14 protein-coding genes are annotated in these 14,933 nt (G+C 60.7%); 10 read left to right on the plus strand and 4 right to left on the minus strand.

Features of this window, described 5'->3' with window-relative positions:
• Together EN745_RS15370 and EN745_RS15375 are read right to left on the minus strand one after the other, a co-directional pair.
• On the minus strand, window positions 1-749 hold a 749-nt coding region (locus EN745_RS15370), incomplete at its 3' end, for a MipA/OmpV family protein (protein ID WP_189363059.1).
• 213 nt (window positions 750-962) lie between these two features.
• Window positions 963-1,922, minus strand: a complete 960-nt coding sequence (locus EN745_RS15375) for an aspartyl/asparaginyl beta-hydroxylase domain-containing protein (RefSeq protein WP_127421670.1) — start codon at window positions 1,920-1,922, stop codon at window positions 963-965.
• A 653-nt stretch (window positions 1,923-2,575) separates the two neighbouring features.
• Here EN745_RS15375 and EN745_RS15380 point away from each other — a divergent pair.
• The 4 genes from EN745_RS15380 to EN745_RS15395 all read left to right on the plus strand — a co-directional run bounded on the left by EN745_RS15380 (window position 2,576) and on the right by EN745_RS15395 (window position 7,115).
• On the plus strand, window positions 2,576-3,319 hold the full coding sequence (locus EN745_RS15380; protein ID WP_245487737.1) for a response regulator: 744 nt from the start codon (window positions 2,576-2,578) through the stop codon (window positions 3,317-3,319).
• Window positions 3,316-4,707: an ATP-binding protein gene (locus EN745_RS15385; protein ID WP_127421672.1), complete on the plus strand. Its 1,392-nt coding sequence runs from the start codon at window positions 3,316-3,318 to the stop codon at window positions 4,705-4,707. Before EN745_RS15380 ends, EN745_RS15385 begins: the two co-directional genes overlap by 4 nt.
• A gap of 319 nt (window positions 4,708-5,026) precedes the next feature.
• The gene (locus tag EN745_RS15390; RefSeq protein ID WP_127421673.1) at window positions 5,027-6,193 is read left to right on the plus strand and encodes a patatin-like phospholipase family protein; all 1,167 of its coding nucleotides are present in this window, start codon (window positions 5,027-5,029) and stop codon (window positions 6,191-6,193) included.
• A gap of 67 nt (window positions 6,194-6,260) precedes the next feature.
• Window positions 6,261-7,115, plus strand: coding sequence for a DUF3313 domain-containing protein (locus EN745_RS15395; protein WP_127421674.1), 855 nt, complete (start codon window positions 6,261-6,263; stop codon window positions 7,113-7,115).
• Between the two features lie 894 nt (window positions 7,116-8,009).
• On the opposite strand, the gene EN745_RS15415 is transcribed toward EN745_RS15395, so the two are convergent.
• The gene (locus tag EN745_RS15415; RefSeq protein ID WP_245487738.1) at window positions 8,010-8,957 is read right to left on the minus strand and encodes a LysR family transcriptional regulator; all 948 of its coding nucleotides are present in this window, start codon (window positions 8,955-8,957) and stop codon (window positions 8,010-8,012) included.
• Window positions 8,958-9,115: 158 nt separating this feature from the next.
• Between EN745_RS15415 and EN745_RS15420 the strand changes: the two genes are divergently transcribed.
• The 5 genes from EN745_RS15420 to EN745_RS15440 all read left to right on the plus strand — a co-directional run bounded on the left by EN745_RS15420 (window position 9,116) and on the right by EN745_RS15440 (window position 13,472).
• On the plus strand, window positions 9,116-9,862 hold the full coding sequence (locus EN745_RS15420) for an RraA family protein (protein WP_127421677.1): 747 nt from the start codon (window positions 9,116-9,118) through the stop codon (window positions 9,860-9,862).
• Entirely contained in the window at window positions 9,855-10,865 is a 1,011-nt protein-coding gene (locus EN745_RS15425; RefSeq protein WP_210213757.1) for a D-2-hydroxyacid dehydrogenase family protein, read from the plus strand. The genes EN745_RS15420 and EN745_RS15425 overlap by 8 nt, the downstream gene beginning before the upstream one ends.
• Before the next feature lies 1 nt (window position 10,866).
• Window positions 10,867-11,655, plus strand: coding sequence for an SDR family oxidoreductase (locus tag EN745_RS15430; RefSeq protein WP_127421678.1), 789 nt, complete (start codon window positions 10,867-10,869; stop codon window positions 11,653-11,655).
• Entirely contained in the window at window positions 11,643-13,004 is a 1,362-nt protein-coding gene (locus EN745_RS15435) for an MFS transporter (RefSeq protein WP_281034773.1), read from the plus strand. The genes EN745_RS15430 and EN745_RS15435 overlap by 13 nt, the downstream gene beginning before the upstream one ends.
• 81 nt (window positions 13,005-13,085) lie before the next feature.
• Window positions 13,086-13,472: a RidA family protein gene (locus tag EN745_RS15440; protein ID WP_127421680.1), complete on the plus strand. Its 387-nt coding sequence runs from the start codon at window positions 13,086-13,088 to the stop codon at window positions 13,470-13,472.
• A 22-nt stretch (window positions 13,473-13,494) separates the two neighbouring features.
• Here the strand turns inward: EN745_RS15440 and EN745_RS15445 are convergent, their stop codons facing one another.
• Window positions 13,495-14,013 (minus strand): MarR family transcriptional regulator, encoded by a 519-nt coding sequence (locus tag EN745_RS15445; RefSeq protein WP_127421681.1) that lies wholly within the window; start codon window positions 14,011-14,013, stop codon window positions 13,495-13,497.
• Window positions 14,014-14,105: 92 nt separating this feature from the next.
• Here EN745_RS15445 and EN745_RS15450 point away from each other — a divergent pair.
• A partial coding sequence (locus tag EN745_RS15450) for an MFS transporter (RefSeq protein ID WP_245487740.1) occupies window positions 14,106-14,933 on the plus strand: 828 nt, incomplete at its 3' end.

Here is a 14,933-nt window from a genome sequence, read left to right on the forward strand (position 1 = left end):
AGCCAATTCTCAGTGGCCATGTAAGTGACCGACGCCTCGACATCGAAGCGCTTGAGCCCAGCGCCGGCATCATATTGCGGCAAACCCGATCTTGCCGATTGCAGTGCCGTCACACCAAAGTAGCTTTGCATGTAGTTTTCATCTGCGAATGTTGCCGAAGCACCGGCAGCGAAAATGAAGTTGTTGTAATTGTGCGAGACATTCGCGCCGAGCACGCCCTGGAGGCCGTCGCTGCCGCCAATCGTCTTATCGACGGAAGCAGAGAATTCAACCGGTCCCATCTCGTAGGAGATCTGACCTCCGACGAGGGCGCCGGCATCAATGTTCCCAAGTCCTTTCAGGTGAGTGGAGTCCTTTTCCTTGCGCCCGCCGCCAAGGTCATACCCGCCTTTCAGGGAGACCTTGAAGCCGTTTGCTTCCAACACGTCGACACTCAGCCCGCCGGGGGAGATGGTGAAGCGGCCAATGGTGGCCGAGACCATCGGGATGGGTACCACTTCGTATTCATCCGACCCTTCATATTTGGGCGCATACATGGCCCCGCCCGCGACCATAACGTTCCAGTCGGAAAGCTTCTGGCGAATTGGGCCGTACCGCCTCTCGTCCACATTGTCCGCCGAGGGCGAGGCTGGTCCCTTGTCGAAGGGCTCAGCAGCGTTTGCCTTGAACGGGAGCAAAGCGATTGCCGAGAGGCTCGTCGCGACGACGATATACCGCGAGCGGGCAGAGAAAAGCTTCGTCAATGGCATGCGGAACGGCTCCTAGTGGTGTTGGAGAAGTACAAATGCGAGTTGGGAAGCCCCACGCAGTCGTACCTCCAGCGGCTGCACTGTCTCGGAGGACGAGGTTGCGTTGGATTTTGTGATGTTAAGAAATGTTTCTACGCGCGATGGTGCGGCCGCGCCGGACAACCAACGGCGATCGACCTTTTGTCTGACAGCCCGAGCATTCCGGTTGCGCGATCAAGCAAGTTGGCCGAGCAAGGCCACCAGGCCTGCAGCAAGCGCGAAGAGCGACAGCAACAACGCGAAATTCACCGACCATTTGAGGGCCAAATACAATGATTTGTTCGCGGATTTCAGCGCCTTTGCGCGTGCCAGCAGGGGCGCCACGCCGGCAAATATCCTATTGGCCAGGCCACGGTGGTCTTCCGGGGTGTTGGGCACCACCGAAGCGCGGGTCAGGCCTCTGTAGAACAAATTAAACGCTGCCCCGAGTGGGTTTAAGGGCCTCTTCACGTCACACATCAGGATCAGGCGGTCGCAGTGGGAATCATTGCGCACAAAGTGCAAATAGGTCTCATCGAACATGAGAACCTCGCCATCACGCCAGCTTAGATTGCGACCATCGACATTGATGAAGCAGGCATCGGAGTTCGGCGTGGCGAGGCCTAGGTGATAGCGGAGCGATGCGGCGACCGGATCCGCATGCCTGGTCAGTTGGCCCCCCTTCGGCAGATAAGCAAACATCGCTCCCTGCACGCTGGGAACTCTCCGCAAGATCTCGACCGTCCTCGGGCAGAGGCGTCTGGCCGAATGGTGCTGATAGCCGTACCACTTGATGTAAAAGCGACTCCAGCCGTACTTGAAGAACGTGCGGAAGCCGATGTCGTAGGTTCCGGCAGTCCCCGGTCGTTTGGCGGCGTCAAAGTAGTCCTGGCGCAGCAGCTCCAAGCCTTCTTCGCGAATGGTCTGCCAGTTCTGGCGCAGCAGCTCCAGTTCAGGAAAGTCGGCGGGCTCAAGAATGGCCTTTGCTCCGCGCGGCCGCGTTGTCATATACAGCACGCAATTCAACGGCGAAAAAATTGGCCATCCCTTGCGAAAGTATTCGCTCAGGCTGTCGTAGCGAGCCTCGCCGCGGAAGCGATAAACGTAAGCCATACTCCCGGCCGCGAACGCGGCCATGACGGCAAGAATCAGCATGAGTTCGTCCTCGGGGGCGATGTTGGAGGGCGGGTTCGTGCTTTGACCCCGAGATGCTGCTGCGTCGGGTCGAGCGTGAAGCCGGCGGTTGGCCACCGGCATTAGCCCGAGGTTCGGATTGCCTTGGATGTTGTCTTGTTAAGACTTGTTGCGCCAAGGCATGCGCCGGGCGCTCTCCAACGATTTAGGCTCGGGTACAGGCTCACTTGGCATGCAACAAAACTTCACCAATTGCCTTGGTTTCAGCGCCGTTTTGACGGAGAGCAGATGGCGTCTCCCTATGCAAAAGATGCTCCAGTACGCGGCAGAAGTCTGCAGTGGATGCCGAACGCCATAGTCTCGGCCGGGCGATGAAGCCCTTTCGTCGGAACGCAGGATCGAGGAGTGGCTCACGGCAGCCGCGGACGAACAGCAGACGCAGAATTCGATTCCGATGGAAGGAACGCCAAGGCTCTTGGTTACGGCCGGCGATCGCCTGCGGTCTCACTCGCTGACTCCGGCGTGACGAAGTTATAGCCCACCCTGTAGAAAAAGCGTCCGACCACGGAATCCTGCGGCTTTGTCGGGGGCAACAAAAATAAACACAATTATTACTGACAGCCGGGAGGAGGGAGGGGTATTGCGTGTGCTAGAGACATCCAATGGCTGGACCTATGGACAATTTCGCATACACCGTTCCGTCGCAGGGTTCGCCGCGCATCCTTGTCGTGGAGGATGATCGCGATATTGCCGGAATGCTGATCGAGTTGATGAAGGATGCAGGCTACGCCGCCGAGTCCGTCGGTTCTGCGACAGAAATGGATCGCCTGCTCAAGAAAAAAGACTTCAACCTCATCGTGCTCGACGGGATGCTGCCGGGGGAGGATGGGTTCAGCATATGCAGGAGAATCCGGTCGGCCGACACCACGCCTATTCTTATGCTCACCGCGCTGACGAAGGAGGTCGACAGGGTGGTTGGGCTGGAGCTGGGGGCCGACGACTATGTTACGAAGCCCTTCAGCTCCAGGGAACTTCTGGCCCGGGTGAAGGCCCTTCTGCGGCGATCGTCCTATGCGAGCCAGTCCAAGCCAAGCCAGGAACCGCTGACCTTTGCCGGCTGGACGATAGACCCGGTTGCGCGTGAGCTCACGGATAGCGATGGTGTCCATGTGCCGCTCACGACGGCGGAGTTTGACGTCCTCCTGGTGTTATGCCAGAACCCGCGGCAGGTGATGAACCGACAGGAAATCCTCGCCTGCACGCACGCGGGGTCGGCAGGGCCGGTCGACCGCAGCATCGACGTGTATGTCAGTCGTATCCGCCAAAAAATTGAGCCGAACTATAAAGAGCCCACCTTCATCAAAACGGTGAGGCTGGGCGGTTATATTTTCACCCCGGAGGTTACCGTAGCCGCATGATCGGCTGGTTCAGACAGGCTCCAATCCGCCTGCAGTTCATCGTGCTTGCCGCGATCCCCATTCCGGTGGTGCTGCTGAGCGTCATTGCGCTCCTGCCGGAACCTTACATCTTCAAGAACGGCCCCGCTCAGACGCTGGTGACCGTCAGAAGTACACAAATCGAGTTGATCGTAGAACAAGTCAGAAACAGCGCCAGTGACGCCGACGCCGAGAAGCTGCTGCGGGCAACCGGTCCTGTCGGCCTCGACATGCGGCTTCTGCCCTGGGCCGATTTTAGCCTTGCCGGCAGCCAAAGAGAGCATTTGCAGTTCGTTGCCGACGAGGTGCGCGACGTGCTCCCCAAGGACTTCGAGGCCGTTGTGGTGCCACAGGATGAGGGGCACAATGCTTTGGCGGTGCGCATCGACGCCAAGCGCGGCCTTCTGGTCCGTTTCTCCGACGCCGACACTTATCCCGCTTTCTTAAGCGCGATTGTCGAGCTCATTGCCAAGGTCCTTATTTTGATCCTGCCGATGCTGCTGCTGGTGCTCTACATCGGCGGCCTGATCACGTCACCGCTTGTCCGCTTTGCTGAGGCGGCAAAAAGCTTGCGGCTTGACAGCCGAGAGGAGGAATTGTTCACGGTCGCCGGCGCCAAAGAGCTTCGCACGCTTGCGACGGCGCTGAATGACATGCGGCATCGCATTCGCAAAATGCTTGATGACCGCACCCGCATGCTGACTGCCGTGAGCCATGATCTCAGGACCCCGCTGACACGGCTGCGCATGCGCGTGGAGCGGTCGAAGGATATCCCCTCTAAGCAACTGATGCTGGATGACATCACTACCTTGACTGCGATGATCGAGGACAGCCTTCAGTATCTCAGCAGCACCGCTAGAGATGAGTCGTTGCGCAAGGTCGATATCGCGGCGTTACTTAAGACCATCGTCGCGGGATTTTGCGACCTGGGCCATACCGTTCTCTATGTGGGTCCTGAGCGATTCGGGTATTCCTGCAAGCAGAAGGGTCTGACGCGCGCGATAACCAATATCGTGGAAAATGCCGTCAGGTTCGGGACGATCGTCCACGTCCAATTGTCCAATTATCCGCTGGGCGAGCTGACAATTGCCGTGAAGGACAACGGTCCTGGTCTGGATCAGGGTCTGCACGAGAAGGCCCTGGAGCCATTTTTCAAGGCGGATGAGGCCCGCACCTCGACCAGCAACAGCGGTTTTGGACTTGGCTTATCGATCGCTGACGAGATTGTGAAAGGCCATGGCGGCTCGTTGACACTGGAGAACGTCTCGCCCAATGGCCTTCGGGTGAAGGTTCTGTTGCCGCAGGCCCAGATTGTGGCGAGCCCTGCCGCCAAGAGCGTGGACGCGCAGGCAAGCGCTTTGGCGGGTTGATCACCAACGCAGTTGCGCCGGCGGCGTGGCTCCGCCCGTAAATCTCCCAGCCTCGCTCACCCCAAGCGCTGGACTCTTTCCCTTGTTGAAGCGCGCGAGATCCCCGATCGCGAGTTAAGTGCGATATGTCTGAAGGCGGGGTGGAACCCCTACCTAACTTAGTGGCCCGCGCAACAACTCTTAACAACTCAAAACCCAAGACAATGGTGAATCAGCGCTAATGCCGCCCAACACGAACCGTGAGAGCGGTCGTGAATTGTGCTGAACGGCTGGAGGAACTTTGCGTTGCTCGGCCGACGGCCCGTCGCAGGCGATAGACGTGCATCGATTGACGATCATTGTGTTGCTGGGATTTTTGACCGGTTGTCTGGCGCCGGACCGGATCGACTATGGTGCAAGGGTCGCAAGCGTAGCCACCATCGATGGGTTCCGAGATATCCGCACCTATGCGGACCTGGCCAAGGCGGATCAGCGACCTTGGCTCCCGATTACGAAAAACAAGGAAATCAACTACCTCGTCTTTTCCAGCGGTGGTGGTGCAGGCGCCTTCAGCGTGGGTGCCCTGAAGGCCTGGTCCGATACTGGTACACGGCCTCAATTCGATATCGTCAGCGGCGTCAGTACGGGTGCCTTGATCGCCCCATATGCCTTCCTCGGTTCGGCTTACGATCAGCCTCTCGTTGATCTTTACACCAGCGGCGTCGCCGAAACACTGGTCGACGCCGATTTCCTCCCAAGGGGGCTGTTTGGAGCGAGCCTGCTGAAGCAGCAGCCGCTTCGCCGGATGGTGGAACAGTATCTCACCCCCGAGGTGCTGGCCAAGATCGCCGCCGAACATCGCAAGGGCCGGCGACTGCTTGTCCTGACGTCGAACCTCGATTCGCAAAGAGCAGTCATCTGGAGCATGGGCGCGATCGCCGACAGCGGCAGGCCAGACGCGCTCAAGCTGTTCCAGGATGTCATCATCGCCTCCGCGAGCATTCCGGGGGTTTATCCGGCTGTGCTCATCAAGGCGAAATCTGGCGATCAGTCGTTTGAGGAGATGCATTCCGACGGCGGCTCGGTCTCGCAGATACTGACGATCCCGGAAGGCTGGATGTCTGGGCTCGACAAGAATGAGTGGCGCAAGGGGCGCCGCTTCAACATGTATATTCTCATCAACAACGCGCTGATGCCCGAGTTCTCGACAACCACCAACAACACCTTTGTAGTGATGGCCAGGGCAAATGCCACGCTCGTCAAGTCGCAGACGCGCGGCGCTTTGCTGGCGACTTACCTATACGCCCAAAAGAACGGCATCCGCTTCCATGTCGGCGCGATCGACATGCAGGTCCCTTACAAGATGACGGACCCGTTCAATACCCACTACATGCGCGCCCTCTACAGCCTCGGCTACGCCAAGATGATCAGTGGCCACCTTTGGCAAGGCACGCCCCTGTTCGCCGAGAAACTCGCCGCTGCCATGCCAGGCGAACAAAACCACTAGCGCCCTGGCGACCGCCCTTCACCTCAGCAAGGAGAACGAATTGCTACATTCTCAATCAGGTAGAGCCGTGAACTGGCCACGCCCTCGGCGGATTGGCCAGGCGCTTATCACTGCACTTGCCGCATCGGCGATCGCCGGCTGTACGTCGGTGCCCCTGCAGCCCGGCAATTCCTTGGCATCTTATGACGGCATGGCGAAGATCGACGGACGGATAAGAAAGGCCGAATACAAGGCCGTCCCGCAAGACCTCAACCAGACCAAAACGGTCTACATCGAACCGACCATGGTCTCGGCCTATGCAGCACAGTCGGTCAAAAAGCCATCCGACAGCGCCCTGGTGGCCAACGCCATCAACCGTGCGCTTTGTGTTGGGGTCAGCGATCGTTTCCAGGTGGTCGACAGCATGCAGGATGCCGACATAATCGTTCACGCTACCGTGACGCGCATCGTACCGACCAACGCGATGATGGCCGGCGTGTCCACGGCAACGTCGCTCGGAGCCTCCTTCGTTTCACCCGTTCCTGTCCCGAGGCTGCCATTGGGACTGGGTGGTCTTGGCGTCGAAGCCGAAGCGACGACGAAGGAGGGGGAGCAAGCGGCCGCGATGGTGTGGTCCAAGGGTGCGAATTTCGTCACCACCAGCGCAAGAATGTCACAGGTCGGAGACGCCTATTCGCTGGCTTCGAGCTTCGGCAATGATTTCTCGAAAATGCTGGTCACCGGCAAGACGCCGTTCAAGGGTCTGCCAAAGCTCCCTTCTTTCCAGAAGTTGAAGTCTAATCTTGGGGGCAAACCCAAATACCAGGCCTGCGAAAGGTTCGGTCGGGATCCCGGGTTGATGGATTTTGCAGGATCGCAGGTTGGCTTGCCACCGTCCTGGACGGACAAGCCCCCACGAAACTTGAACAAGGGTAATTTGTAGGAGAGGTCGATCAACGCCTAGCCAGGGGCCCCATAATGGCAAGATCCGGCGGCAAGTCTCAATCGATGGCCAAGTCTATCGGCCGCCGGTCCTTTGCCGTCCGGGCACTCGCTTTGCGCCAAAGAGTCACAGATCGCCTTGTCGATGCGGTAATCAGCGGGATGGTCACGATCATCATGATCGCCCTTATCGTGTCACTTCCAGCGCAACTGGCCATCCGCTGGCTGCGCGGCAAATTGAAAACTCGATCCGGTGAGGCGGGCCCTCCCCAGTTCCCGTCACCGCTCCAGCTGAGGCCCGGCTTCTCGGAACTGCGTGGTCCGCTAACAGGCCCGCGGTAAGTCGGTCGACCTGTCCCTGCCCCCGGCCCACCTTGATCAGCACAAAAATACCCCCTTGTGTGAACCGGAACCGACCGTGGCGCAAACGCGCGCAAAGAGCGGGCTAGCCCTGGCGGAAATTGCGCAAGCAGCCAATGCGCCGCTGCCACCACGCGCCGATGCGAGCATGCGACTGCTGAGTGGGGCGAACCTGGACATGGCGCACTCATGGCACCTGGCCTATTTTGACGATGTCCGGTATGTGGATGCTCTGCGCACTATCAGGGCTGGCGCCTGCCTTGTCTCCGAACGTTTTGCTCATCTGGTACCCAAGGGCACCGCTCCCATAATCGTTCAGCATCCCCGCCTGGCAAATGCGAGAATATTAGCTCAATTGCATCCCCAAATACGACGATCCGGAATTTCTTGTCCGGGCGATCTATCACTTTTACGCTGGCTGGTTCGACGGCAATCCCGCTCATCTCAAGCCAGCGCGGGCGACTGATCTTGAACTACGGCTAGACGTTTGCCGGGAGCACAGTCGCGCGTAAGTCGTTCCGCTTCGCAAGGCAGGCTACACCTGCCCAGCGGAGGCTGCTTCTCCACTCGGCGGGACACCCAAGGGTGATCCGCAAATGTCTGCTACCAGTGCCCGAAACCATTGGTGGGCGGGGTAGGTGTGCAGTCGTTCGTGCCAGATCAGCTTGTAGAGCAGTTTCTCCGTCTCGAACGGCAGGTCTCGCACCACCAACCGGGGCTCATCAGTGACGGCGCGCCAGGGCCCGCTGAAAAAGCCAAGCGGCACGCAGGTGAGAAGGTCACTGCGCGAGACGATCCTCAGCGCGTCGGAAAAATGATTGACCACGGCAGCGATCGTCCTTGTGCCCCCCGTCAGGCTGAGCCAGCCATCCACCAATCCCAGCCCCAGGCCTGATGGGGTCACCAGGACATGCGCCGCAGCGGTGAACTGGTCCAGGGTCAGGCCCTGGGCCAGATCGTGCCCGCTGCGCATGACGCAGACATAGCGATCCGTCCGCAGACTTTGCACATGCACTTCTCTCGGCAGCGAGGCAAACATGCCTACCGCGCAGTCGAGCGTGCCGCGATCGATTGCGTCCAGCGAAGCCTCATGGGTATGGATGGCGAAAGAAACGCGGGCGCGTGGGGACGCTGCCTGTAACCTCAGTGCGATCGCGCTGACCGCTTCCATCGCCAGACTGTCTGTGATCGCGATCCGGAAACTGGTCGCGCCCGATGCGGGATCGAAGTCGTCGGGCGCGAAGGAGGCACGGATTGCCGTAAGCGAACGATGAAGTTCAGGCCACATCGCGACCATGCGTGAAGTAGGTTCGACCCCGGACGCGGTCTTGAGAAAGAGTTGGTCCTTGGTCAGCTTGCGGGCGCGCCGCAGGGCATTGCTGACCGCAGGTTGACTCATCGCCAGGCTCGAGGCCGCGCGCGTTACATTTCTTTCCAGCATGATGGCTTCAAGGACTGCGATCAGGTTCAGATCGAGGCGCACGTTATTCACCTGGGAAATGATGCTCGTGTCTAAATCTAAATTGGACGCGCCGAACCGGACAGGCAATCCTGTTTCGAACGAGCAGCCGAACACATGCGAGTGAATACGTGAACCTCGCAGCCGGTGGTAAAAGCTCCGTACAAAACAGAGGACACGCTATGAATGATCTCGCTTTCGCGGACGTATTGCCGAAGCTCACCGGCAAGATCAGCGCCGAGCGCATCCGATTGATGCGAACGCCGCGGCCGTCGAAGGACTTGATCGACGGCTTCAAGCGGATCGGCGACGCCACGAGCGTCATTTCGGATATTATGGATGAGCTTGGCATCACCGGTGTCGTCGGCGCATCGACGCTGAAGCCGACCTTGCCCTCGGCTTCGATTGTCGGTCCGGCGCTCACGGTGCGCAACATCCTGCAGCGCGAGCATGTCTACGAGACGGCGAGAAACCACGTCAATCGCATGGCGGAGTTCGAAGCTCACAACCTGGCGCTGCCGGGCGACGTGATCGTCATAGACGGCGTCGCCGGCGTTTCCAACATGGGCGGGATTTCGGCCCAGACGGGAAAGAGGCAGGGGGAAGCCGGAGCAATCGTCTTCGGAGGGATTCGCGACCTCGGGCATTCGCGCCGGGTCGGATATCCGCTTTGGGCCACGGAGGTCACGCCGGCGACGGGCAAATGGCGTATCGAAACCGTGGAGATCAATGGCGACATCCAGATCGCCGGCATAAGGGTAGGGGCGGGCGACATCGTGGTCGCCGACGAAACCGGTGTCTGCTTCATCCCGATCGCCCGAGCCGCCGAGGTTCTCGCGAAAGCGTTGAAGAAGTCGGCGTTCGAAGAGGCAAAGTGCGAGGCGATCGACGCCGGCGTCGCCGTAGCGGACCTGCCCAGCAATGCGTAACGCGACAAGAAATTCATCGCGAAAACTGCGCGTCGCCATCATCAACGATTACCAGGACGTGGTTCGCACGCTGGATTGCTTTTCCAAGCTGGAGGGCCATGACGTCAGCATCTGGACCGACATCGTCGCGGATGTCGACGTCCTGGCGGACCGGCTGTCCGATGCGGATGTGCTGGTACTGATGCGCGAGCGAACCCGGGTCGGTGAAGACCTGCTCAGCCGCCTGCCCAACCTGAAGCTCATCAGCCAGAACGGCCACATTCCCCACATCGATCTGGGCGCCTGCGACAGGCACGGCGTCATCGTTTCGTCCGCGGTCACAGCGCGCCCATCCTATTCCACGGTTGAACTTACCTGGGGGTTGATCATCGCAGCGATGCGCAACATCCCGTTTGAAACCGCATCGCTGCGCCAAGGCCACTGGCAGACGACCATCGGGCTTGGTCTGAGGGGCCGTGTTCTCGGGATCTACGGTTTCGGCAGATTGGGCTCGATGGTCGCGCAGATCGGCAGGGCCTTCGGCATGGAGGTGCTGGTTTGGGGCCGCCAAGGCTCGCTTGCCCGCGCCCAGTCCGAGGGCTTCAAAACCGCTTCCGACAGGGCCACGTTGTTCAGGCTGTCGGATGTTCTCAGTTTGCACCTGCGGCTGACTGCCGAGACCGCCGGTGCGATCGGTCCTGATGACCTGGCCCTGATGAAGCCGACCGCATTGCTGGTGAACACCAGCCGCGCCGAATTGATTCAACCCGGAGCGCTGGTGGCGGCGCTGAAGAGCGGCAGCCCCGGAAAGGCCGCCATCGACGTCTTCGAACGCGAGCCGCTTACCGATGCGGCCGATGCCCTGCTCGGGCTTCCCAATGCGCTGTGCACGCCGCACCTCGGCTACGTTGAACGGGACAATTACGAATTCGCCTACGGCAACGCGTTTGACCAGATCGTCGCGTTCGCCGAGGGGAACCCGATCAACGTCCATAGTGTCCATGACCTGAGACAGGATCACTGAAATGAACCTCGAACTCGACGACAAGGTCGTCCTGATAACCGGCGGCAGCAAGGGAATAGGGCTGGCTTGCGCGCGCGCCTTCGCGAGGGAAGGTGCCCGCGTGGTGATCGTATCGCGCAGCCAGCAGAACCTGGACGCCGCAAAGGCGAAGCTTGCTGCCGATGGCCTGTCGGCGGCGAGTTTCGCCGCCGACCTGTCGGACGGGCTTGCCGCGAAGCAAATGGTCGCCATCGTCGAGGACCAGGTGGGCCCGATTGCGTCACTGGTCAATTCGGCTGGAGGCGCCAGGCGAGTTCCTCCTGACGAGCTGACGCCAGACAAGTGGCGCATTGCGATGGACGCCAAATTCTTCACCTACATGAACGTCATGGACTATGTCCTGCCTCTGATGGTGCAAAGGCAGGCCGGCACAGTCGTCAACATCGTCGGCACGGGCGGCAAAGTCGCCTCACCCATGCATCTGCCCGGCGGAGCCGCCAACGCAGCACTGATGCTCGCCTCGGCGGGGCTCGCGGCTGCCTGGGGGCCGGCGGGCGTGAGGGTCAACGTGCTCAATCCCGCCGCTACCATGACCGAACGTCTGCAATTGTCGCTCGAAGTGGAATCCAGGATGACCGGCAAGACGCCGGATGAACTGCTGCGGCTCAATGAGCAACGGATACCGCTGCGGCGCTACGCACGGGCCGAAGAAGTGGCCGACGCCGCGCTTTTTCTCGCCAGCGCAAGATCCTCATACGTGACCGGCGCTTCGCTGACCATGGACGGAGGCCTCACACCATTGGTCGTTTAGCGGCCGTCGCGAGGAAACTACGGGAGGAAGAAATGTTCACTTGGTACAAAGAGTTGACGGAGCGCGAGCGGAACACCTTCTGGGGCTGTTTCGCCGGCTGGGCCGTCGATGCGATGGATGCACAGCTCTTCAGCTTTGTGCTGCCAATTCTCATCGCGGCCTGGGGAATGTCGACGGCACAGGCTGGCTATCTGGCAACGGCAACGCTGCTCTCCGCGGCAATTGGAGGATGGGCCTGCGGCTACCTCGCTGACCGCTTTGGCCGGGCCCGCATCATGCAGCTCACGATCCTGTGGTTCTGCGGTTTCACCTTCCTTGCTGGTTTCGCACAGGATTTTCAGCAGTTGATGTTCCTGCGTATCCTGCAGGGGCTGGGCTTCGGCGGCGAGTGGGCCGCCGGTGCGGTTCTCATGGGCGAGATCATCCGCGCCGAGCATCGCGGCAAGGCCGTCGGAACTGTCCAGAGCGGCTTCGGCGTCGGATGGAGCGCGGCCGCCATATTGGCAGGATTGGTCCTGGCGTATTTTCCCCAGGACTATGGATGGCGTGTTCTGTTGATGATCGGCGTCCTTCCTGGCCTTCTGGTTCTCTATCTGCGCCGCAAGCTCGAGGAGCCGGAGATCTTCGTCAGAACGCGCGAGCTCGTCGAGAAGACCGGGAATCGTCCGGGATTGGGCGCGATCTTCCAGCCGGAAACATTGCCGACAACGGTGCTCTCGTCGTTGCTTGCATTCGGCGTGATTGGTGTCGGCGGCGCGATCGTCAACTGGCTGCCGACCTTCATGAAGACGGTGCGCGAGCTGTCGCCGGGCGCTTCGGGATATTATGTCTTCGTGGTGACCGGCGGTTCGTTCTTCGGATTTCTGGCGAGCGCATATCTGGCCGATCGTCTGGGCCGGCGGCGGACGTTCCAGCTGTTTCTGCTGTGCTCCTGGTCGATCACCATCGCCTATATGTTCCTGCCGCTCTCGGGTTGGCCGCTGATTGTCCTCGGCGCGCCGTTCGGCTTTTTCACGATCGGAAACTATGCTGCGCTGGGGCCATTCTTCACCGAGCTTTTCCCCTCCGCCATTCGCGCGAGCGGTCAGAGCTTCGCCTATAATTTCGGTAAGGCGGCCGGCGCGGCGGCTGTGTCGATGATCGGGATACTGGCGCAGCATATAGGCCTGGCGGAGGCCATCGGCCTGGTCGCACTGCTGGGCTACAGCATCGCGTTTGCCGCAACCCTCATGCTGCCTGAGACGCGCGGAGTTCAACTGACCTCCAGCTATGAGCCTTCCGCGCTGCGTTCCGATATCGGTGCCGCTTCGCCGCAGGGCCAGACCCCGGCCTTGCGCGCGAGACGATAGCCGTGCGGATGCACACGCGGGCGCCGGGATCGCAAGATACCAATCGTTTCATCGAACACACCTCGCGAGGTCAGCAAAGCGATGCGCAAGAGCATATCGGTAAAGGGACTGAGCCACCGGCATCCAGTTCCCAATGCCTGCCGGATCGGCAGCATGGTGTTTTCGGGAGCGGTTCATGGCGTGAACCCGATCACGCACGATTTGCCGCCCGAAATGGCGGATCAGTCGGCCAACCTATTTGCCAACATGCGTGCCATCATCGAGGCCGCCGGCGGCAGCGTGGAGAACATCGTCAAGGTGGACATCTATCTCCGCGACAGCGGCGACAGGAATGCCGTGAACGAAGAATGGCTGCGAATGTTTCCCAATCCCGAGTCACGGCCGGCACGACATGTTCAACCGCTGCCGCCAGACAGTCCGTTCCTGGTGCAATCAGAATTCATCGCAGTTATCAAGGAAACTTCTTGATCTCGGCACAAGAGCCTGGGGGCTAAATGCCGTGCCGGCGGACCGGGTCTCGCACCGGCTTGTCGCTGACGTTTGGCCGCGTCGCGGTGAGGCCAGCTTCAATAGTCTTGAGAAGCGCAACCGCAGCGTCAAGACCGGTGGTATCGCCCTCGGCGGCGGCGGATACGGCGGAGCCCCATTCCTTGCGCACCAAGGCATAGTTTTCCGCTCCGCGCCGCGTGCGGTGGACACTCACGCCGCGGCGGTCTTGCGGATCGACATGCCGCTCGATCAGCCCCTTTGTTTCCAGATCACGCAGCACCGGCGACACATTGGTGCGCTGCAGGCCGGTCGCGGCCGCGATCTGGCTGGGCGTGGCCGAGGCGTGCTGGACGAGGTGGCGCATCACCATGCCCTCCGACTGCGACAGCTGCACCGCCCGCTCGTCGCGGTAGCCCCGGAACTGAATCTCGCGCGCTACGATCAGGATGAGGTCGGCCAGATCGGCCCAGCGAACCGCCAAGGGGCGAGCTTTGCGGGCGGTAGAATCGTCTTCGGTCATGAAGTGGAGTTTACACGCCGTGCGCGAATATGTATATGTCCATAATGATTATATATAAATAACTATCGTCATATAAATATACGGAGACTCCCGTGACCCATCCGACATCTGCCGGTCTTGTCCGGCATTCCGCCCGGTCGATGGCACGCGCCGGCGGGCTGCATGACCTTGGCGTGCATGTGCTCCTCGCCGGCGCCTTCCTGCCGATCGCCGATTTCTTCATCGTCAATGTGGCGCTGCCGACGATCCAGGCCTCGCTCAAGGCGACGCCGGCGGCGCTTGAGCTGGTGGTGTCGGTGTATGGCGTGGCCTATGCGGCGATGCTGGTGCTGGGCGGCCGGCTCGGCGACCGTTTCGGCCGCCACAGAGTGTTTCTCGCAGGGCTTGCCGGCTTTATCCTGGCGTCGCTCGCCTGCGGCTTGGCGCCGACCATCAATGCGCTGATCGCGGCCCGGCTGCTCCAGGGCGCGACGGCGGCGATGCTGGTGCCGCAGGTGCTGGCGACCTTCCAGGCGACCTTGCCGGGAGAGCGCAAGACAAGGGCGATCGCGCTTTACGGCGCGACCTCGGGCATTGCCGCGATTGTCGGCCAGCTCGCCGGCGGGCTGCTGGTCAGCGCCGACCTGTTCGGCACCTCCTGGCGGCCGATCTTTCTCGTCAACATCCCGCTCGGCATCATCGTCTTCTTCGCTTCCCGGCTGGTCGTGCCGGCCAACCGCTCGCCGCATCCGGCCGGCATCGACCTGCCCGGCACCGTGCTGTTCGCGGCGACGTTGACGGCCCTGCTGGTGCCGCTGACCGAAGGCCATTCGCTCGGCTGGCCGGCTTGGACCAAGGCGATGCTGGCCGCCGCCGTGATGCTCGCAATGCTCACCGCCATGATCGAGAAGGCCACGGAAGCGCGGGGCGTGGTGCCGCTT

Origin of the sequence: Mesorhizobium sp. M4A.F.Ca.ET.022.05.2.1 (assembly GCF_003998845.1) — a bacterium.
GTDB lineage: Bacteria > Pseudomonadota > Alphaproteobacteria > Rhizobiales > Rhizobiaceae > Mesorhizobium.

Bases quoted from the DNA above. Each gene is read 5' to 3' on its own strand.
- EN745_RS15375 (WP_127421670.1), bottom strand. From the start codon at position 1,922: ATGCTGATTCTTGCCGTCATGGCCGCGTTCGCGGCCGGGAGTATGGCT.
- EN745_RS15380 (WP_245487737.1), top strand. From the start codon at position 2,576: ATGGACAATTTCGCATACACCGTTCCGTCGCAGGGTTCGCCGCGCATC.
- EN745_RS15385 (WP_127421672.1), top strand. From the start codon at position 3,316: ATGATCGGCTGGTTCAGACAGGCTCCAATCCGCCTGCAGTTCATCGTG.
- EN745_RS15420 (WP_127421677.1), top strand. From the start codon at position 9,116: ATGAATGATCTCGCTTTCGCGGACGTATTGCCGAAGCTCACCGGCAAG.
- EN745_RS15425 (WP_210213757.1), top strand. From the start codon at position 9,855: ATGCGTAACGCGACAAGAAATTCATCGCGAAAACTGCGCGTCGCCATC.
- EN745_RS15430 (WP_127421678.1), top strand. From the start codon at position 10,867: ATGAACCTCGAACTCGACGACAAGGTCGTCCTGATAACCGGCGGCAGC.
- EN745_RS15440 (WP_127421680.1), top strand. From the start codon at position 13,086: ATGCGCAAGAGCATATCGGTAAAGGGACTGAGCCACCGGCATCCAGTT.
- EN745_RS15445 (WP_127421681.1), bottom strand. From the start codon at position 14,013: ATGACCGAAGACGATTCTACCGCCCGCAAAGCTCGCCCCTTGGCGGTT.